Below are 19,684 nucleotides of genomic sequence, written 5' to 3' on the forward strand. Positions count from 1 at the left end.
TCGTCTCTGCGTTACATGTCAGGAAGACGCGGGGCCGCGGCGGCGCTGCGCCGCGGGCACGATTCTGTGCACCTGCGTCAGTATCAGTCCAGCAACTTGACACCGCCGTCGGCCTGCATCTCGAAGAAGAACGGCGTCAGCGCGACCAGTCGATCCTCGAAATGGGTCTTGCCATTCGTACCGAAGATGGTGTCCATCTCGCCGATCGTTTCGATGGCTTCGCGGATCTTCTCGCGGTCGCCGCCGCCGGCCTTCTTGATGATCTGGGCGAGCATGATGACCGAGTTGTATCCATTCGCGCTGAAGGTGTCCGGCTCGCGGTTGAAACGCTTGCGATACTCCGCGACAAACAACTTGTTACTGTCGAGCGGAGAACCTGCGATCCACTGTGAGGGATAAAGGGCGCCCTTCGCGGCCGCGCCTGCGACACGTCTCACCTCATCGGAATCGAAATTCTGCACACCGATGAAAACCGTGTCCGTGAGACCCGCCTGCCGCGCCTGCACGAAGGCCGGACCAGTCTGTCCGCCGAGCAGAAGGATGGCGAGAACATCGGGTTTCTTGCCGGCAATGTTGGTCAACTGCGCGGAGAAGTCCGCGTCCGCTCCCGAGGTCACCGCCTCGGTCGCCACCACCTCGATACCCGCCTTTTTGAACGCGGCCGTCACGACTGGGGCGAGATTGGCGAACAGTGGGTTCTCGCGCTGGTACAGAACGGCGCCGGTCTTGAACTTGCCGCTAGCCGCAATCTTTGCGACGAGCTGTTCGAGGAAGCTGTCCGACGGACGAACCGTATTGTAGACATAGTTGCCTATCTTGCCGAGGCCATCGACGACGCAATCGCCGTTGAGGGTTGGCACCTTCAGCTCCTGCGCCACCGGAAGCGCTGCCTGGCAGATGTTGCTGGCCGTATAGCCGACGATCGCGGAGACGCGGTTTCGGAGCGCGAGCTGCTGCGTAATATTGATGCCAGTCGGCTGGCTGGACTGGTCGTCCATATAGATCGGCACCAGCTTCAGGTTCCCGAGCATGCCGCTTTTCTCGACATGCTCGAAGGCGATCTCCATCGCGTCCCGCATCTTCACGCCTGCGAATGCAACAGGGCCAGTGAGGGAGAGCGGCACGCCGATCTTGATCTCCTCCGCCGCCGCGGCCGACACACCGATCGTGCTCGCGATCGCCCCTGCAAGCGCCGCCATACGCAGCCACGGCACGGCTCTTTTATTCATGCCCATGTGAACCTCTCCTCCCGACTGGATCTCGGCCGCGGTGTTTTGGCCCGTTATGTTATCGATAACATATAGCGCAGCCGGCTAACGCTGTGAAGTCAAAAACTACAAATCGCCGCGATTTTCACGAGAACGGGCCAAGAACGACGATTTCCTCCGATATTCCCTTCGACAAACGGAAATACCTGCAGCCGCTGTTGAGCGACTGCAGATAATACCATCTCGATTACGCCCCTGGCACGACGGCCACGCCGGGATGATCCCTTTGACAACCATCGAAAGCGATGGCGCCGAGGGAACACCTCCTTCCAAGCCACGCGGATCCAATGCTTTCGCTTGACGCGGCAGCGGAATCATTGCCAGTGCCTGCCCGCACGAATGCCACGTATTACGGCGCCGTCACCGGTTCGTTGTGACGCACACGGGCAGCGCTCTTTCCGGCGATGCGGCCAAAAGTTGCGCCACGCAGAACCGATGTCGCAGCCGGATATCTGCGATGATAAACCCCAACTAAAGCGCCCGCGGCCAGAAGACCAGGAATACGCTCGCCATCGGCGTTCAACACCCGTCCTTCCGAGTCCGTCTTTATGCCTCCGAATGTGATGATCCCTGATGGGATCAGCGGATAAGCGTAGAACGGGCCCTTCCCGATCGGCCGTGACCAGTTCGACTTAGGTGGCGTCAAGCCCCTTGTGGACAGTCCGTCCGCCACGGCGGGATCAAATCCAGAGCTTGGCGGACATGCCGCGTTATAGCCCGCGATGGTCTCCTCGACCTGTTTCGCCGGGATGCCCAATTTCGCCGCGAGTTCGCCGATGCTGTCGGCTTTTACCGGTGGCAGGTCGGAATAAATGGCTTTCTTGTAGTTCGGAATATCCTCGATGCTTGAATCGTAGATCGCATAGCCGACACCGTCCGGCTGCTTCTGGATCGCCCAGCAGATCCGATCAAAGTTGGTGTAGTCGGCGCCCTGCCCCTCGTCCGCAAAACGTTGCCCGTATTTGTTGACGACGACGCCATAGGCGAAGATCAGGACCTTCGCCTCCTGGCGCCCCGAACGCAGATCGACCGGCGTCGAGTGATAGGAGCCGTAGTCGCCTGATGGCGCGGCGCCGATCTCAAGCGCCATGCGGATGCCCTCGCCGCGGTTGTAATGGGCGCCGCGCGCCACAGGCCGGATATTGATGCTGCCCGGCCCGATATAACGGGCCAACATTTCTGGGCTCCCCTCGAAGCCCCCGCTGGCGAGCACCACGGCTTTGGCCCGGAAATCGACACGGCGGTTCTGGTGCATCACCGCCTTGACGCCAACGACAGCGCCGTTGTCGTCCTGGATCAAGCCGGTTGCGGTGGTTTCATAGTAGAAACTGACGCCGCTTTTCCTCGCTCTCTCAAGAAGGGCCATGAGGAGCGCATGGCCGCCGCCGCTCGGCGCGATCATCGGTTGGTTTCGCAAGGTGATCTGCGGAAGATTGGTCTCAAGAAAGCGGACGCCCATAGACTTGAGCCAATGGATCGTCGGTACCGCGCTGGATGCAAACGTGTCGAGATAACTCGGATCCGTCACGTTCATAGCGCGTATGACGCTCGGCCACTCACCTTCGGGCCCAGCCATCTCGGCAATCATGTGCGGATCGGGATTGGCGCTCGCCACCGCCGCCATTTCCTCCTCGAAATCATCCGAGAGCTCGTTTTCATTCTTGAGGCGCATATAGGCCTCGGTGTTGCGCGTACAGCCGCCGCTTTCCCCTTCGGGAGCGCGCTCGAGCACGCAGACCCGCGCCCCCTGTTCGGCCGCCGAAACCGCCGCCGACATGCCAGCAATGCCGTGACCGACAATGGCCACGTCGTATTCATTCTTTGCGATCAAAACAACCTCCCTCTTATCCAAAATGCGAACGGTCAGGCGTGGCTCAGCAGGGGGAGCTTCCGCAGTTCCTCGTTCACCGTCGCGCTGACTGGCATGGCAATGCCGAGCTCCTCGCCTGTCGCGAGCGCAATTTCCATGTCCTTGAGCGACCAGGGCATCTCACCGACGCGATCCCAGTGCCTGAGACTCCAGTTGTCGGCGCTGGACGTTGTCAGCGCTCGGCGCAGCGCGGCAATATCAAGCCCCCATTTTTCCGCCAGCATGAAGCCCTCATAGTTCGCGGTGACAGCTGCCCACAGGATCATGTTGTTGACGGTTTTGGCGACCTGCGCCGCGCCGAGACGGTTCCCGACGTGTTCGATATCAGCCGAGAAAGGGCGCATCAGCCGTTCGGCATCAGCACAGTCGGCCGGCGCCCCCGATAGAAGCGTTAGCAGCGTACCGGCAATCGCCCCCATCTCAGCTCGGCAGACCGGCGCGTCCACCACCCTGATGCCCTTGCCGGCGACGCGCTCGCCAAGCGCGTGCACGAATTTAGGCGAAACCGTTGAGATCATGAGAACGAGGGCCCCGGGACGGGCATTAGCGACCAATCCCGCAGGGCCATCGAACAGATCCGTCACCTGCTTTTCCGAACCGACCATGACGAGGATGGCATTGGCCGCCGTGATTGCTGTGGCAAGATCGATCGCGACCTCGCCACCCGTCTCCGCCAGGAGACGACGTCGGTCCGGGTGCGGATCATACCCTTTTACCGAGAAACCGGCTTTGCGCATGTGTCCAGCCATCGGCAGCCCCATTCGGCCGAGCCCGAGGATGAGCGCGTCGTAAATGTCCATGGCGTCTTTCCTGTTGCCCGTTCCGAAGGGTGCGAACGGGCAAAATCATTTTCGATTGACAGCCGATGTTATCGATCACATCGTGATTGCACAATGAGATTTCGGATGGGTCGGCACATGGAAATGGGGATTGCCGGCAAGCTGGCACTGGTAACCGGGGGGAGCCAGGGTATCGGCAAGGGCATCGCTCTGGCGCTCGCCGGCGCGGGCTGTCGCGTCGCAATCGTCGGGCGGAACCGCGATGCGCTCCAGGCATGCCTGAGGCATCCGGCCATGCGCGGTACGGACGTCTTCGCATGCTCTGCCGATCTTGCAACCGCGGACGGCGTTGACAAGACAATTCGATGGCTTCGCACCGACGTCGGCGCGGTTGAGATCATCGTGAACAACGCCGGGGGATCGCGGCCCTGCGACATTTTTGCTGGGCCGCCAGTTTGGGACGAGAGTTTTTACTTAAATTTTGTACAAGCGCGGCGAATGACCAACGAATTCTTGCCCGATATGCTGGCGAAGCGCTGGGGCCGGGTCATAAACATTACGGGGGGAACAATCGCCAGGGTCATGAATGCGTCGTCACCCGCGAAGGCGGCGTTACAGAGTTGGGCCAAATCACTTGCGTTCGAGGTGGCAGCGCGTGGCGTTACGGTGAACTGCGTTGCTCCCGGCCGCATCGACAGCGTGCAGGTCCGGGAGCTTCTGCATCCCGACGAAAAGCTGCGCGAAGAATATATATCCACGAACATTGCTGCGGGGCACTTTGGCCAGCCGGATGACATTGCTAGCCTTGTTGTTTTTCTGGCCTCGCCGCACGCCGGCTATATAACCGGCGCCAACATTCCCGTAGACGGCGGGCAGCTCAGGTTGGCGATTTAAACTATCCGTCGCTCGGCCATCTGCCAGCGGACCTCAGCTTTCGCCGCACGCCTCGCGGAAGATGGGGGCGCGGCGATCTCCGTCGCCATGGGCATAAGCTTCCCCTTCAAAACGTTATCGCTGATTGTCCGAACAGCCCCGAGAGCGCGGTGCAGCTCACGACAAGCTTGGGTCAAGGCCAAAGCGAACGCAGAGTCCACTTGCGATCGAAGACAAATAATAGGCAACGCCGCAGCATCGCGCACAGTAACGTGGTGGTAAGCATAGATCTAACGTTGCCCTTCTCTATTCCATGGCTTTTGCTATATGCGGTCTGAGGGATAAGGGGGGCATCCATGAAACTCGGCATTGTCGCAGCTATTGGCTATGCGCGCTCTCGGACCGCCATCGTCAGCGGATCAGCTGGAGCAAGATCGATCGGCAGCTGGATGGTCTTGGCAGGCTGCATCGGTGCGGTGCGATGAGCAACCTCTTTCGTCGCGAGGCCCTGGACAACCTGTCCAACCTCAACCAGTTGGATCAGGCGCTCAAGGTGACTTCGCCGCTCGGCTGGGTGGCGCTCAGCACCGCCGCGGCCATCATCGTCGGCTGCACGGCCTGGTCGATCTTCGGAACCTATCGCGTCACAGTGTCCGGGCCGGGCCTGCTCGTCCGCGAGAACGGGGCCTTCGTCAACATCTATGCACCGAAATCCGGTTGGCTCGAAAGCTTCTCCGACCGTGGGGACGTGGTCAAGGAGGGAGAGCTCATCGCCCGGCTATCCTCCCCGGAGGAGGAAGAGCGCCTCGCCGACGCCAGCAGCCGCGTCGAACAGCTGAACCAGCAGCGGGCGGACGTCATTGCCCGCTTCGGCGAGCGGCTCGTCAATGAGCAGCGCGTCGCCCAACGCAAGCGCGAGGCTCTGGAGGAGGTCATCAACCTCGGGCAGTCGCGGGTGCGTGAGCTGCAGGCGCTGCTGGACGCTCGCGAAGGCCTTCAGGCCCGAGGCCTGATCACCTCCGAGCGCATTCTGGAGGTGCGCGAGCGCATGTTCGCCGCCCGGGAATCGATCTCTCAGGCGCGCGCCGACCTTCTGTCGCTGGACGCCTCCTTGCTCGCCCTTCAATCCCAGCACGCCCAGGAACTCGAGGCGCTGGAGCGGCAGTTGCGCGACAGCGTCGGCCAGCGCACCCAGATCGGCGTTTCCCAGGAGCTCGCCACCTCGATACGCTCCAGGGTCGCCGGGACCGTCGTTCTCGATGAAGTCAGCGGCTTCGCCCTGGTCTCCGCCGGCCAAAGGCTCCTCGTCATCGAGACGGGCGATGATCGGCTGCAGGCGCTGCTCTACGTGCCGGCCGAGGCCGGCAAGCAGGTGCACCCAGGCATGGAGGTGCGAATATCGCCATCCGTCGCCAAGAAAGAGGAATACGGCTCGCTCATCGGCACGGTGGTCAAGGTCGATCCCGTGCCTGAAACCGAGACAGCATTGGCGGAGCGGCTCAGCAACCGGGATCTGGCGCGGCAGTTCTCGCGCATGGGGCCGCCGCTTCAGGTTGAGATCAGACTGGAGAAGGGGCCAGACGGGCCACAAAGCTACGGTTGGACATCACGGCGCGGCCAGGAGGTGGAGCTCTCCTCCGGCACGTTGCTCGAAGGCCAGGTCACCGTGCGGACCGGGCGCCCCATCGCGCTCGTCATCCCCGCCATCCGGCATTGGCTCGGCCTATGAGCCAGGAGCAGCAAGTCCGCTTCACTTCGACGCCACGCGTCTCCGTGCCGACTGTGCTTCAGATGGAGGCCGTCGAATGCGGGGCGGCCTGCCTCGCGATGATCCTCGCGCACTACGGCCGCTGGGTGCCCCTGGAGGATCTCCGCGTCGCCTGCGGCGTGTCGCGTGACGGCAGCAAGGCGAAAAACCTTCTGCTCGCGGCACGGTCCTTCGGCTTGACGGCCGAAGGCTGGCGCGTGGAGCCGTCTAGTATCGGCCAGCGTCGTTTGCCGGCTATCCTGTTCTGGGATTTCAACCATTTCGTCGTGCTCGAAGGGGTCGGCCGTCACAAGGTCTATCTCAATGATCCGGCCAGCGGGCCGAGGTCCGTCACCCATGAGGAGTTCAACAATTCCTTCACCGGGGTGATGCTGACGATGGAGCCGGGCCCGGACTTCCAGCGCGGCGGCAACAAGCCCCGGGTCTGGAAGCCTGTCCTCGATCTCCTGGCGAACTCGAAGGCGGCGATCGCCTTCCTGGCCATCGCCGGCATCGCGGCGCTTCTGCCGGGCATCTTCGTGCCGGCCGCAACAAAGATCTTCGTCGACGAAATTCTGGTCAACAATCTCGGCGACTGGTTGAGACCGCTTCTTCTCGGGCTCGTCTTTGCGGCCATCATGCGCGGCATCCTCAGCTGGCTCGAAGGGTATTTTCTCGGCCGTTTGCAATGGAAGCTTGGCACCGCGATGGGGGTCGAGCTTACGTGGCACGTCCTGCGCCTTCCGCCGCGCTTCTTCGCGCAACGCTATGCGGGCGACGTCGCCGCGCGGCTGCAGTCGGCCGAACAGATCTGCGCGCTCATCAGCAGCCAGGTTTCCACGCTCTTCGTGTCCGGCCTCGCGGCCGTGTTCTACGCCTGGCTGATGGCCCTCTACGACCCTCTGCTCGCCACAATCGGCATCCTGCTCGCGGCGCTGAATGCCGTCTTCATGCGGTCGGTCGCGCGGTGGCAGGAGAATGCGGTGCGCGGCCTCCTGCGCGAACAGGCGGGTCTTTCCGCGGTCGCCATCAACGGCATCCAGTCCATAGAGACTTTGAAGGCGAATGCGTCCGAGGACGACTTCTTCAGTCGCTGGGCCGCGACGCAGGCGCGCGTCATGAATGCCATGCAGGCCATGCAGGTCCCGGCCCAGTTGCTCAACCTGGTGCCCGGCTTCCTCAATGCCGTGGCGACGGCCGCGATCCTCGGTGTTGGTGGCTTCCGCGTAATGGACGGCATCATCACGGTCGGGACGCTGGCGGCCTTCCAGAGCCTTCTCGCCAGTTTTTCGGGCCATGTGAAAGCGCTCGTCGGCATCGCCTCTAGCACGCGCGAACTGCGGGGCAATCTGGAGCGCGTCAACGACGTCATGCGCTATCCTCTCGATGAGCGCTGGGACGCTCGTCCCGCCAACCTCGATGACGGCGGAGACGACGACGAAGGCAAGCGCCTCTCCGGCGCCGTTGCCGTGCGCGACCTGGTGTTCGGCTACAATCCGCTCTCGCCGCCCTTGATCGAGAACTTCAACCTTTCCATAGCGCCTGGCGCCCGCGTCGCGCTCGTTGGCCGCTCCGGCAGCGGCAAGTCGACGATCGCCCGCATGTTGGTCGGTCTGGCTGAGCCGTGGTCCGGGGACGTGCTGTTTGATGGCCGGCCGGCGCGGAACGTCGATCCGGCAGTGCGCGCCCTGTCGCTCGGTTTCGTCGACCAGAACATCGTCCTGATGGATGGCAGCGTCCGGCAGAACCTTGCCCTTTGGGACCCTGACGTCACGGAGGCAAGTCTGGTCAATGCCGCCCGTGACGCGGATATCCACGATGTCATCGCGAGCCGCCGGGGTGGCTATGACGGCGCCATCAACGAGGGCGCGTCCAACTGGTCGGGCGGGCAGGCGCAACGCCTCGAAATCGCCCGCGCGTTGGTCCGAGAGCCAAGTATCCTCGTGTTCGACGAGGCAACCTCGGCCCTCGATGCGGCGACGGAAGCGCGCATCCTGGAAAACCTGCGGCGGCGCGGTTGCTCGCTCATTCTCGTCACCCATCGCCTCAGCGCGATACGCGACAGTGACGAGATCATCGTGCTCGACAAGGGCAAGGTCGTCGAGCGTGGCACGCATGATGAACTCTGGGCGGCCGGCGGCCCATATGTGGAGCTGATCCGTGCTGCCTGATGCGATCGACACCACGCTCACGCCGACGCCGATCGACATAGGCCGCGGCCCCGTAACGCTTGGAGCCATGGCGCTTTTCGTCGAGACAGGCGCGCTCGATATCTATCTCGCCGATCCGCGGCGGGCCGGAAGCCACCGGCATGTCCTTTCCGTTCCAGCTGGCGAGGCGGTATTCCCCATTGCCGCCTCCTCGGATTTCACGCTGCTTGGCTTTCCCGCCACCGGCGAAACTCGCCTGCGCAGCCTCGACCTGACGGCGCTGGGGCAGGTGCTTGACGCCGGCGACGGGCGCGCGATCGATCTCGTCGAGGCCCATGTCGAGCGCGTGGCGCGTGCCTTCGCGGCTACGACGACCGGCCGAACCATTGACCTGACCGAGCAACTCGGCGGCCTTCCGAAGGACGTGCCCGCGCGCCCCAACCGTGGCCTTTTGTGGCTGACGGTCGAGGAAGGCCTCGTGCGACCGGATCTGGCGCCCGAGGCGGCGCTGCAACCGGGCGCGCTCGCCCTGCCCATAGCGGCGGCGTCGCCGAGCGGGGCGACGGCGGTTGGCGAGATGGCCCGGGTGACCTGCCGAACAAGCCAGGCACTCGCCGCGACAGGCGGATTGTCAGAGGCCTTTCGTAGCTACGGCAACCGCATCACGGCGGCGATCGAAGGCCTTATGCGCACCGAGGCGGTGGAGGCGGCCGAGCAGATCGCCGAAGCCCCGGAGCAGATGCGTCTTCTCACGATCAAGCCTTTCCTTGGCCTGATCTCGCGCGATCGCCGCGCGGCTGTCGCAGACCCCAAGGATCCGCTCGCGTCCGCCTTCCGCGAAGTGGCGGCGGCGAGCGGAGTTGCTCTCGAAGACGAGGTCTTCGACCACTGCCCGCCACCCAACGCCCCCACCGCGGAACGGCTTTCAGCCTTCGCGCATGCTGCGAAGATGCGCCTGCGCCCCGTGAAACTGACGGCGGGCTGGTGGCGCAACGGCGGCCAGCATCTCATCGTGTTCGACCGCGAGGCTGGCACGCCGCTCGCGGCGCTCGCGCGGACCGGCTGGCGACACGGATATGACCTCGTTGCCCCCGACGGCAAGCCCTGGACGGCGCGACACGGGGCGGCGCGCTGCAGCGAATACGGCTACGTGGTGCAGCGGCCCCTTCCGGCCGAGCCAATCAACGGCTACGGCCTTCTGCGCTTTTCCGCGAGGCTTGCGACCCCGCTCGCCATCCCGGCCCTGACGATCGCCCTCGTCATCGGCCTGCTCGGCCTCATCACGCCGATCGGCACGGAGATCCTGTTCGAGACCGTCATCCCCGCGAGTTCCCACAGCATGCTCTTGCAGCTCGTCGCGGGCTTGGCCGGGCTCGGGCTTGGCGCGACCGCCTTCGAACTGGTGCGCAACTTTCTCCTGCTGCGCATGGCGACCCTGGTGAATGCCGACCTCGAGGGCGCGATGTGGGACAGGCTGTTGCGCCTGCCGGCCGTGTTCTTTCGCCGTTACGCGGCGGGCGATCTCGCGCTGCGGGCCGGCGCCGTCAACCAGATGCGCGACACGATCGGCGGCGCGGTCATGAACACCCTGCTGTCCTCGGTGTTCTCGATCGCGAGCTTCGGCCTCCTTCTCTACTATGCCTGGAAGCTCGCGCTCGTCGCCCTCGTGCTGGTGTGCGTGCAGATTGTCGTGACGGTTGTGGCGAGCGTCATGATGATGTCGCTCAACAGACAGGCGCTCGCGACGGAAGGACGTCTGCAGTCGCTGTCGCTGCAGACGATCATCGCAATCGGCAAGCTCAAAGTCGCGGGAGCGGAGGCGCGCGCCTTCACACGTTGGGCGCCGCTCTTTCTGGCCCGCCGTGACATCGATTTTCGCAAGCGGCGACTCTCCACCATAGTCGACGCCTTCGGTGCCACCCTCGGCGTTCTTTCGATGGCGCTCCTCATCTGGATGGTGGGCTTTGGCGGCGTCGAGATCGGCATCGCCCAGTTCGTCGCCTTCAACGCGGCCTTCGGGCAGTTCCTGTCCGCAGCGCTCTCGCTTGCCGGGGTCGTGCCGGCGATGCTCGGGCTCATTCCGCTCTACGAGCGCGCTAAGCCGCTGCTGCAGACCCTGCCCGAGGACGAGGGGCACACCGTCGATCCCGGCGTGCTGCGCGGCGATGTCGAGCTCAACAACGTCGTCTTCCGCTATGCGGCCGATGGGCCCACCGCGCTCAATGGCGTGAGCCTGCGCGCCCGGCCCGGCGAATTCATCGCCATCGTCGGCCCCTCAGGCGCCGGTAAATCGTCCTTGCTGCGCCTTCTGCTCGGCTTCGAGCGACCGGAGAGCGGTTCGGTGTTCTTCGATCAGCAGGAAGCGTCCTCGGTCGACATGCGCATGGTCCGCAAACAAATGGGCGTTGTGCTGCAGAATGGCCACGCCGCGACCGGCTCGATCCTCGAGAACATCCTCGGCGGCTCCACACTGGGTGAGGATGATGCCTGGGAGGCGGCGCGCCTGGCGGGCCTCGACGAGGACATTCGCCAGATGCCGATGAAGATGCATACCTTCGCCGGAGAGAACGGCATGCTGCTTTCAGGCGGCCAACGCCAGCGCCTGTTGATCGCGCGGGCGGTCGTGCGGCGGCCACGGCTCATCCTGTTCGACGAGGCGACCAGCGCTCTCGACAACCGCAGCCAGCAGATCGTCAGCGAGCGGCTCGCCCATCTCGAAGCAACACGCATCGTCATCGCTCACCGCCTGTCGACCGTCGCGGCGGCCGACCGCATCTATGTGCTCGATGCCGGACGCGTCGTCGAGGAAGGCAACTATGACGAACTGATGCGGAAGGACGGTGTTTTTGCCGCCCTGGCACGGCGTCAAACAGCCTGATCAGCTACACCCCCTAGCTGGGACAGTTGCGCGGCTTGGGCAGCTACCGGGGCTCGGCGGTGAGCCTTCACGAAACTGCGCGTTAGTCAGCGCTGTCCCAGGAAGGATTGGCCGGCCTGTCGAGCAGCTTTGTCGCGTTGACCGGGATCTCGATCTTAGGCGCATTGGCCATCGCCGCCTGGCGTTCCTCGACCATCCGTCGGATGGCGGCCGTATCGGCGCTCAGTCCGCCGACGACCGCGTCGACTTCGTCGTCGTCAAGCATCCGCGCTTGCTCTGGTTGTCTGTGCAAACCCCATCTCCGATTGCTCGCAAGGAATGTGACCTGTCGGCTTTATTCGAACCGCAAAGCGGAAAGCGCGAAAAGCCGGCTTCCATGGTGGGAAGAACGACTTTCCGCGCGAATTATATTCCTGCTCATTGACTGGTTGTTCTGTGGACTGGCCGGCGCGCCTCGACTACGCCGGCCAGGATCGATCAGGCGCTTTCGTCGATCAGATGCCCGCCGATGGCGCCGAGCCCGGCGCCAACGGCTCCCGCCGCGGCAGAGCCCGCGACGAGGCCGGCCGCCGCGGAGCCGCTGAGAAGCGCTGCGGCGCCGAGGAGGCTTCCGCCCCCTGTAAAGGGCGCTGCCGCCACGCAGCTCAAAACCCCGACGGCAAGACCAGCGCTGCCCAGGACACCGCCGGCGATCGCGCCGATGCCGGCCCAGCTCATCCCGCCGGCGACGCCTTCCAGCATGTCGTCGTTCAGCTTTTGCGCCTCGGGAGACGCCGCGAATTCGCTGGCCGATGCAAAGATCCGCTCAGCCTCTGCTTCCGGAATGTCAAAGCCGTTGCTCGCAGCGTAAAGACGCAAGGTCTCGCCATCCTTCACGCTGTCGTTGAACGCCTTGAGCTTGGCCTCATCCTGGAGAACAGAGGTCATGAACTCTGCAAACTGCTTCTGCGTGTCAGTCATGATCTTCCCCCTCAGTCGTTGAACAGATTGGCAATGCCCTGGCTGACGCCACCGATCGCACCGCCCCAAACCGCGCCGCTCAATCCACCGGCGCTCGCGATGCCGATCGCTTCGCCAACGAAGGCGACGCTCTGGATAGCGATGGCACCGGCCGCCAGTTCCGGCAAGGCAGCTGCGGCCAAGGCCACGCCCGCAATGGCGCCGAGTGTACCGCCGACGGCGGCCCAGCTCAACCCGCCGGCAACGCCTTCGAGCTCGCTGTCGTCGAGCTTCTTTCCGGAAGCCTTGATTGCCTCGAGCTGTTCCTTGACGGCGGCCTCAGCCGCGTCGAAAATGCCCTGAGCCTCGGTCTCTGTCACGCGCACGCCTCTTGATGCCGAGAAGGCGATCAGGGACGCCGGATCCGTGACCTCGGCGTTGAAGCGGGCGGCTGCCTCGGGGTCCTTGAGAACCTCGACAAGCATTTCCTGGAATTTCTGAAAGCGAGCGTTACCTGGATTCTGCGCAGTTTGGTTCATCATTTGCCCCCGTTCATAGCACGTGACGTTGCTTAATAATTACTACTCACAACAGTCGCGCTGTGTGCCACAGCACGGTTCTCGTACACGAACTATCGATACGAGTCACCGTCCCAAACACAAACATAGCTAACGGCGCGCTGTCTTCGAGCATTGCGGTTCTGTGGTGCGAATGAGTTGCACATCGAAGAGTTTGTGTGAGACGCGGCAGCTAGCCGCTCTTCAGTGCATCTTGGCAGCTACGTCATCACAATTGCTGGCTCTGTTGGCGCGGTCGCGACTGCAATCATTGACTATCGGAGCTCGCATCGCGGCAATGGCTACATGCCGCCGGACGCGCCAATTCCAATTGAGGCTCCTCGCAGAATTCTACGGCCGGGAGGCGAGCCTCACGGCAGGTATCCTGTTGATCTCCAACACTATCTTCAGTCGTGACGATCTCACCTAATCTCGCCGCGTTGGCATCTGAGCCCGGATCTGATGTGCGCCTGATTGCACCGCCTCTGCCTAAATCTACGACGGAATTCTGATTTTACGCCCAACCCGGTATAGAATAAACTTTGATCTTCAGGCTATTGCCTCGGGATTGGGCTTGCCTCGGTAAAATTTATCAGCGTTTATTCCATATGCTGCGGTCTTCATACTGCAAGGCATGCCAAGGCTGTCGCCGTCGCTATACACCATTACGTCTCCTGGGGAGCCGCGCAGTTCCACCCGAATTGTCTGGACATGACGTCCGATACGGCCATCCGGCAGGCGTGAAGACTTCGGTAATCAGCAGGCTGTCGGCGACGTCGAAATCCCGCGGCGATCGGATGGATGTAGCGTTTTGGCATCCTTTCCGTGGTTTCAGAAAGGCCTTCTGTATCCTCGGCGGCAGATCCATGCACCTTGCCGGACATGCCGGTGGGCCTGCCCGAGAAATGTCGTCATTCGCCGCTCTTTCCCGTGTCAAGCCCCGCCGCCCTCGCCATCCCCTTCAGTGAGGTCAGGCCCATGCATTGGTAAGACAGGGGGTTGCGGACATCCGGATCCTGTTCGGCCTCGATGACGAGCCAACCCCGATAGCCATGCTCCGCGGCGATCGCCAGCACCGGCGGAAAGTCGACGCCGCCTTCCGTGTCGCCAGGCACGGTGAAGACGCCACGGCGCACTCCCTCCAGAAAGGACAGGCCCTCCGCCCGGACCTGCGCGGCGATATCCGGCCGCACGTTCTTGGCGTGGATATGTCCGACACGGGCCATGTGTTTTCTGGCTGCGCGCTCCGGATCGCCCCCGCCGAACAGGCAATGACCGGTGTCGAGCAGAAGCCTCATGTGCGGGCCAGTATGAGCCATCAGCTGGTCGATCTCGTCCTCGCTCTCGACGATGGTTCCCATGTGGTGGTGATAGACGAGGGTAATGCCCTGTCCCGCCGCGAAGGCGGCGAGCGCCTCGACGCCGGCGCCGAACCCCGCCCAGTCACCATCAGCCAGCTTCGGCCTGTCATTGATGGCCTTGCCATCATCCCCGTGGATGGCGTTGGAAGTCTCGCAGACGATGATCACCGTCGAGCCCATCGCGTTCAGCAGATCGAGCGCCGGTTGCATCGCCGCCTTTTCGGCGTCGATCACGTTGGTGAGCAGGTTGAGCGAATGCCAGCCGGAGATATAGCGCAGCTTGCGCGGCTCCAGCACCGCCTTCAGGGCCCCTGGCTCCTGGGGAAACTTGTGCCCTCTCTCGATGCCGTCGAAGCCAATGGCCGCGGCCTCGTCCAGGCACTGGTCGAGGCTGATGTGCGCGCCCAGCGAGCGGTCGTCGTCGTTCGACCAGGCGATGGGATTGGTGCCGTAAAGGAGCATGTCAGTGCCTTTCCTGAAGCGCCTTCTCATAGGCAACGCGGGCTTGCATGACGTCTTGCCGCGTCGACACCTCCGGCACCGCCACGTCCCACCAGGCGCCGCCAATCTCCGGCGTCGGATAGGGGTCAGTATCGATGACGATCACGGTCGTGATCCTGGCCGCCCTCGCGTCGTTCAGGGCATCCTCAAGATCGGCGATGGAGGAAACCTTGCGGGCATCTGCACCCATCGCGGCGGCATGGGCGACGAAGTCGATCCGAATCGGGTTCGCCTGGTTTGTATGGGCGTAGAGATTGTTGAACTCGACACCCCCGGTGGCCATTTGCAGGCGGTTGATGCAACCGAAGCCTCGGTTGTCCGTGATGACCACGGTGATCTTGAGGCCCATGGCGACGGCGGTCGCCAGTTCGGAATTCATCATCATGTAGGAGCCGTCGCCGACCATGACGACGACGTCACGATCCGGCTCGGCCATCTTGATGCCAAGCCCTCCGGCGATTTCATAGCCCATGCAGGAAAAGCCGTATTCCATATGGTAGGAGAGCGGCTTCCCCGCCTTCCAGAGCTGGTGCAATTCGCCGGGCATGGTGCCCGCCGCGCACATGACCACCGTGTTGTCGCGCGCCGCGCGCTGCACGGCGCCGATCACCTGCATGTCGGTTGGCGGGAAGTTGCCGTCCCGTGGCGCGGCCGTTACGGCCTCCGCCTTGGCAAACCAAGCCGGCTTCAGATCGTCCGCCGGCATGTCGAAGCAAGCGTCGCCGAGCGCCGCGCTGATGAGCCCGAGCCCGACGCGGGCATCGGACACGAGCGGGATCGCCCCATGCTTGGCGCTGTCGTAAGGCTGCACATTGAGTGAAAGGATGCGCCGTTCCGGATTGCCGAAGAGCGCCCAGGACCCCGTCGTGAAATCCTGGAAACGCGTGCCCACGCCGATCACCAGATCCGCGGTCTTGCAGATCGCATTGGCGCTTGAGGCGCCGGTGACGCCGACGGGTCCGAAATTCGCCGGATGATCCCAGGGCAGCGCCGATTTGCCGGCCTGCGTCTCGACCACCGGGATCTTGTGTCGACTCGCGAAATCCGCCAGTGTCGTGTTGGCGTCGGAGAAATGCACGCCGCCGCCGGCAACGATGACAGGATTTTTCGCGGCCCTGATCGCCTCGACAGCCCTTTGCAACTCGTTCTCGTCAGGTCGCGGCCGGCGCCGGTACCAGGTCTTCTGTTCAAAGAAGCTCTGCGGGTAGTCATAGGCCTCGGCTTGCGTGTCCTGGCAGAAGGCGAGCGTCACCGGCCCGCAATCGGCCGGATCAGTCAAGGTCCGCATGGCGCGCGGCAAGGCGGTCAGCAAGTGCTCCGGCCGGCTGATGCGGTCGAAATAACGGCTGACGGGCCTGAAGCAGTCGTTGACAGTGGCGAGCCCGTCGCCGAAATCCTCGACCTGCTGCAGAACAGGGTCCGGGCCGCGGTTGGCGAAGACGTCGCCCGGAATGAACAGCACCGGGAGGCGGTTGACATGCGCGAGCGCCGCTGCCGTCACCATATTGGTCGCGCCCGGGCCGATCGAGGAGGTCACGGCCATGGCCCGCTTTCGGCGGAGTTGTTTGGCATAGGCAATCGCCGCATGCGCCATGGACTGTTCGTTTTGCCCGCGATAGGTGGGCAACGCCTCGCGCGCGTCGGCCAGGGCCTCGCCCAAGCCCGCGACATTGCCGTGCCCGAAGATCGCCCACAGGCCCGCGATGAAGGGCTGCCCCTCCTCCGTCATCTGGTTGGCGAGGTAGCGCACCATCGCCTGCGCGGCGGTCAGTCTCACACTGTTCATGGGCCGTTGCTTCCCTGACAGGGCACCTCAGCGACATTCTCGACCGGCCACTCCGCGATCCCGCCGAGATCGAGCCCAAGTTTCGGGCCTGAGAAGATCCACGGACGACCGGCCGATCGTAATAAGATCGAGCGACGCCAAAACGTCCTCCCTGTCCTAACGGCGGCAATCTGCGCGGTCGTTCCGTCGTGGTACAAAATAAACTATGAATTCCCTCTTGAGTCATTTCACCATAAAAATTCAGTGGCTCGAGAGCTTGGCCTTTCCCCCCGCTGATAGCCAGAACTGTTGCCAGACAGAGCGTCGCGGCGGGGGAAGCGGAACGCGCCAAAATCCACATCGAAAACCGTTGTCGGCCTGAACCTGGACAGAGGGCCGAATAGGCGACGGCCACCACCGGGGTGCGACCCGCCGCCGCGCTCTCGGCTAATTCGACCGTCAGCGCGAGATAAGGCGCGAAGGTGAAGGCGAGCAGCGCATGCCCCTCCTGAATCGAGTGGCGATTGTCAAGCACTCCGAGCGAAGCGTGCAAAACTCCGGGAACTTCTATTCTGTCGAAGATTTAGGCGATATAAGGCGTTCGGCAAAGTAATCGACGCCTTTTCGCAGTCTCTTCGGCAATCCGACGGAAATTTCCGAAGCTTTTCACCAAATGCCTTCGGACTTGCGGGCACTCCACTGCTTGCCATCGGCACTCTCTAGTTATGCTTGACATAAATAGAAGCGAAGTCTAGCAAAATAGAATAGATTTTCTGATTTCTGAGCCTGCCCGACGCTTCTGCGCTCCGGCCGCTATCGGATGAAGGCAGATGGGCGCGGAATCTGCACGGCATCGGTCCGTCGCATCGTCGCGAGAGGTCATCATGGTCACGAAACTGGCGCTTCTCGGCGCGGGCCGCATCGGCAAGGTCCATGCACACGCGATCGCCGAGGACAAGCGGGCGCAACTCGTGGCCGTTGCCGACGTCATGCCGGACGCCGCGCGGGCGATAGCCGAGGGCACCGGCTGCGCTGTCCGCACGATCGATGCAATCGAGGCGGACAAGACCATCGACGCGGTTATCATCTGCACGCCAACGAATACCCATGCGGATCTGATCGAGCGCTTCGCCAAGGCCGGCAAGGCGATCTTCTGCGAAAAGCCGATCGACCTCGATATCAACCGCGCAAAGGCCTGCCTGGAGATCGTACGCAACACCGGGGCGAAGGTCATGCTCGGCTTCAACCGCCGTTTCGATCCGCATTTCCGCGCCGTACGAAAGGCGATCGACGACGGCGTCATTGGCGCAGTGGAGATGGTTACGATTACCAGTCGTGATCCGGGCCCACCGCCACCCGAATACATCAAGGTGTCGGGCGGCATTTTCCGCGACATGACGATCCATGACTTCGATATGGCGAGATTTCTGCTCGGGGAGGATATTCATTCGGTCATGGCCTCTGCGGCCGCCTTGATCGATCCAGGCATCGATGAGCTTGGTGACTACGACACCGCGAGCCTGATCTTGACCACGTCGAACGGCAAGCAGGCGATTATCTCGAATTCCCGGCGGGCGAGCTATGGTTACGATCAGCGTATCGAGGTGCACGGGTCCCTGGGGTCGGTCGCCGCGGAAAACCAGCGTCCGGTCTCGATCGAGATTGCCACCGCAAACGGCTATTTGCGCCCGCCGCTCCACGATTTCTTCATGACCCGCTACGCGGCAGCCTATGCTGCAGAGATCGCCGCGTTCATCGACAGCATATCCAGCAGCGCTCCACCATCGCCGTCCATCGAAGACGGCGTCAGTGCGCTGGCCCTCGCTGACGCCGCATTGCTCTCGGCGCAAAGCGGCAAAGCCGTGATCGTCAACGCGTCTCCATGACCCGCTTGCTCTCATTATGTGATGCCGGGTGAGGCGCACGCCGCCTCACCCAAGAAACCGCGCACGATCACGGCAAGTTCGCGCGCCCGGTCAATCGATGCCGTGTGGCCGGCGTCCGGAATAGCCTCGAAGCCCGCCCGGAGAGCGCATGCCGCCGTTGCGCGGATCGGCGCCGACGCGGCGACCCGCGCCTTGGGGCTTGAGGTTCTGGCAGACCGCCTTGGGTGTGGTGAGACCGCCGTCGTCCCTGATAGTCGGTTGGTAGCCACCATCAGAACACTTCTTTTTCAGCCAGGCGCCTGAGCCCGTCCGGATCATGGGCCGGAAGGACGACCGTTGGTTCGCCCTCGGCAAACTCCTTGATCATACGCAGCGTGCGGACCGACAGATCGGGATCAAACGTAACCCCATCGGCCTTCTCCGCCCGCAGATTGACCGTGTCATAGGTTGCATCGCCGGCGAGGAAGTAGGTCACGTCCTCCGCACGGACGATCACAGACGCATGGCCGTTGGCATGCCCCGGAGTAGGTACCAGGAGGATGCGGCCGTCTTGGGTGATGGGATGTGATGTCGGAAATGGCCCGAAAGCATCACCGTCCATCGCGATCAGTTCCGGCTTCAGCCAAATCGGCCAACGCTGGGGCAAGCAACCCGCAAGCATCCCCTTCAGGCCACGGGATGCGTCATAGCTTTCGCGGGAAGCAATGATGCGGTTGTGCGGGAAATGATCGAGCCCGCCGGTATGGTCGTGATGGAAATGTGTCAGGATGACCGCGGCGATGTCGCGCGCGGGGTCAAGGCCGAGGTCATGAAGACGCGGACCGATCTCTTCGCCCGGGGCGACCTTGATCACCACCTCCTTGGTGAAGAACGGGTTCCAGCGTGGCAAATAGCCTGGGACGGAATTGCGCCACGTGTCACCTGTATCGACCAGAAACTTGCCTTCCGGATGGTCGATCAGGAAGCAAAAGATTGGCAATGGGTCGACCCAATTGCGGTCGCGAAAAATGTCGATCTTGCGTCCGAAGCCACCGCGTCCCTCTCGACCGGTTCGCTGCGCCGTCTTCATTCTCGCCTTGCCCGTCTCGATTGCCGTCACGGTGATCATGT

General features: G+C 63.0%; 14 protein-coding genes. 5 read left to right on the forward strand and 9 right to left on the reverse strand.

The annotated features are described in order from the left end of the window. Positions 1 to 83 precede the first annotated feature (83 nt). The 3 genes from KIO74_RS25335 to KIO74_RS25345 form a co-directional block, all read right to left on the reverse strand. Positions 84 to 1,235, reverse strand: a complete 1,152-nt coding sequence (locus KIO74_RS25335; RefSeq protein WP_213337793.1) for an ABC transporter substrate-binding protein — start codon at positions 1,233 to 1,235, stop codon at positions 84 to 86. A gap of 382 nt (positions 1,236 to 1,617) precedes the next feature. After that, positions 1,618 to 3,099 (reverse strand): FAD-dependent oxidoreductase, encoded by a 1,482-nt coding sequence (locus KIO74_RS25340; RefSeq protein ID WP_213337795.1) that lies wholly within the window; start codon positions 3,097 to 3,099, stop codon positions 1,618 to 1,620. A gap of 32 nt (positions 3,100 to 3,131) precedes the next feature. Next, positions 3,132 to 3,938 (reverse strand): NAD(P)-dependent oxidoreductase, encoded by an 807-nt coding sequence (locus tag KIO74_RS25345; RefSeq protein WP_213337797.1) that lies wholly within the window; start codon positions 3,936 to 3,938, stop codon positions 3,132 to 3,134. A gap of 117 nt (positions 3,939 to 4,055) precedes the next feature. Here KIO74_RS25345 and KIO74_RS25350 point away from each other — a divergent pair, with 117 nt between their 5' ends. From KIO74_RS25350 to KIO74_RS25365, 4 genes are all read left to right on the forward strand, one after another. Continuing rightward, positions 4,056 to 4,811 carry an SDR family oxidoreductase gene (locus tag KIO74_RS25350; RefSeq protein WP_213337799.1) on the forward strand — a complete coding sequence of 252 codons (756 nt, stop codon included), beginning with the start codon at positions 4,056 to 4,058 and terminating at the stop codon, positions 4,809 to 4,811. 460 nt (positions 4,812 to 5,271) lie between these two features. Further along, positions 5,272 to 6,519, forward strand: coding sequence for an NHLP bacteriocin system secretion protein (locus KIO74_RS25355; protein WP_213337801.1), 1,248 nt, complete (start codon positions 5,272 to 5,274; stop codon positions 6,517 to 6,519). After that, positions 6,516 to 8,708 (forward strand): NHLP family bacteriocin export ABC transporter peptidase/permease/ATPase subunit, encoded by a 2,193-nt coding sequence (locus KIO74_RS25360; RefSeq protein ID WP_213337803.1) that lies wholly within the window; start codon positions 6,516 to 6,518, stop codon positions 8,706 to 8,708. Before KIO74_RS25355 ends, KIO74_RS25360 begins: the two co-directional genes overlap by 4 nt. Further along, positions 8,698 to 11,565, forward strand: coding sequence for an NHLP bacteriocin export ABC transporter permease/ATPase subunit (locus KIO74_RS25365; RefSeq protein ID WP_213337805.1), 2,868 nt, complete (start codon positions 8,698 to 8,700; stop codon positions 11,563 to 11,565). The genes KIO74_RS25360 and KIO74_RS25365 overlap by 11 nt, the downstream gene beginning before the upstream one ends. Before the next feature lie 82 nt (positions 11,566 to 11,647). On the opposite strand, the gene KIO74_RS25370 is transcribed toward KIO74_RS25365, so the two are convergent. The 5 genes from KIO74_RS25370 to iolD form a co-directional block, all read right to left on the reverse strand. Then, the gene (locus KIO74_RS25370) at positions 11,648 to 11,830 is read right to left on the reverse strand and encodes a hypothetical protein (protein ID WP_213337807.1); all 183 of its coding nucleotides are present in this window, start codon (positions 11,828 to 11,830) and stop codon (positions 11,648 to 11,650) included. Positions 11,831 to 12,042: 212 nt separating this feature from the next. Next, a complete protein-coding gene (locus KIO74_RS25375) occupies positions 12,043 to 12,525 on the reverse strand; it encodes a hypothetical protein (RefSeq protein ID WP_213337808.1) in 483 nt (160 codons plus the stop codon). 11 nt (positions 12,526 to 12,536) lie between these two features. Continuing rightward, positions 12,537 to 13,046, reverse strand: a complete 510-nt coding sequence (locus KIO74_RS25380; RefSeq protein ID WP_213337809.1) for a hypothetical protein — start codon at positions 13,044 to 13,046, stop codon at positions 12,537 to 12,539. Positions 13,047 to 13,972: 926 nt separating this feature from the next. Next, on the reverse strand, positions 13,973 to 14,884 hold the full coding sequence (gene iolE, locus KIO74_RS25385) for a myo-inosose-2 dehydratase (RefSeq protein WP_213337810.1): 912 nt from the start codon (positions 14,882 to 14,884) through the stop codon (positions 13,973 to 13,975). A gap of 1 nt (position 14,885) precedes the next feature. Continuing rightward, a complete protein-coding gene (gene iolD, locus KIO74_RS25390; protein WP_213337811.1) occupies positions 14,886 to 16,709 on the reverse strand; it encodes a 3D-(3,5/4)-trihydroxycyclohexane-1,2-dione acylhydrolase (decyclizing) in 1,824 nt (607 codons plus the stop codon). A gap of 863 nt (positions 16,710 to 17,572) precedes the next feature. On the opposite strand from iolD, the gene iolG reads away from it, so the two are divergent. After that, positions 17,573 to 18,574: an inositol 2-dehydrogenase gene (gene iolG, locus KIO74_RS25395; protein WP_213337812.1), complete on the forward strand. Its 1,002-nt coding sequence runs from the start codon at positions 17,573 to 17,575 to the stop codon at positions 18,572 to 18,574. 271 nt (positions 18,575 to 18,845) lie between these two features. Here the strand turns inward: iolG and KIO74_RS25400 are convergent, their stop codons facing one another. Then, positions 18,846 to 19,682, reverse strand: coding sequence for an N-acyl homoserine lactonase family protein (locus tag KIO74_RS25400; protein ID WP_213337813.1), 837 nt, complete (start codon positions 19,680 to 19,682; stop codon positions 18,846 to 18,848). Between the last annotated feature and the right edge of the window lie 2 nt (positions 19,683 to 19,684).

This window comes from Chelatococcus sp. HY11, assembly GCF_018398335.1.
In the GTDB taxonomy this organism is placed as follows: domain Bacteria; phylum Pseudomonadota; class Alphaproteobacteria; order Rhizobiales; family Beijerinckiaceae; genus Chelatococcus.

Excerpts from the sequence above, each read along its gene's own strand:
- KIO74_RS25345 (WP_213337797.1), bottom strand. The coding sequence starts at position 3,938 with ATGGACATTTACGACGCGCTCATCCTCGGGCTCGGCCGAATGGGGCTG.
- KIO74_RS25355 (WP_213337801.1), top strand. The coding sequence starts at position 5,272 with ATGAGCAACCTCTTTCGTCGCGAGGCCCTGGACAACCTGTCCAACCTC.
- KIO74_RS25360 (WP_213337803.1), top strand. The coding sequence starts at position 6,516 with ATGAGCCAGGAGCAGCAAGTCCGCTTCACTTCGACGCCACGCGTCTCC.
- iolD (WP_213337811.1), bottom strand. The coding sequence starts at position 16,709 with ATGAACAGTGTGAGACTGACCGCCGCGCAGGCGATGGTGCGCTACCTC.
- KIO74_RS25350 (WP_213337799.1), top strand. The coding sequence starts at position 4,056 with ATGGAAATGGGGATTGCCGGCAAGCTGGCACTGGTAACCGGGGGGAGC.
- iolG (WP_213337812.1), top strand. The coding sequence starts at position 17,573 with ATGGTCACGAAACTGGCGCTTCTCGGCGCGGGCCGCATCGGCAAGGTC.
- KIO74_RS25375 (WP_213337808.1), bottom strand. The coding sequence starts at position 12,525 with ATGACTGACACGCAGAAGCAGTTTGCAGAGTTCATGACCTCTGTTCTC.
- KIO74_RS25400 (WP_213337813.1), bottom strand. The coding sequence starts at position 19,682 with ATGATCACCGTGACGGCAATCGAGACGGGCAAGGCGAGAATGAAGACG.
- KIO74_RS25370 (WP_213337807.1), bottom strand. The coding sequence starts at position 11,830 with ATGCTTGACGACGACGAAGTCGACGCGGTCGTCGGCGGACTGAGCGCC.
- KIO74_RS25335 (WP_213337793.1), bottom strand. The coding sequence starts at position 1,235 with ATGGGCATGAATAAAAGAGCCGTGCCGTGGCTGCGTATGGCGGCGCTT.
- iolE (WP_213337810.1), bottom strand. The coding sequence starts at position 14,884 with ATGCTCCTTTACGGCACCAATCCCATCGCCTGGTCGAACGACGACGAC.
- KIO74_RS25380 (WP_213337809.1), bottom strand. The coding sequence starts at position 13,046 with ATGATGAACCAAACTGCGCAGAATCCAGGTAACGCTCGCTTTCAGAAA.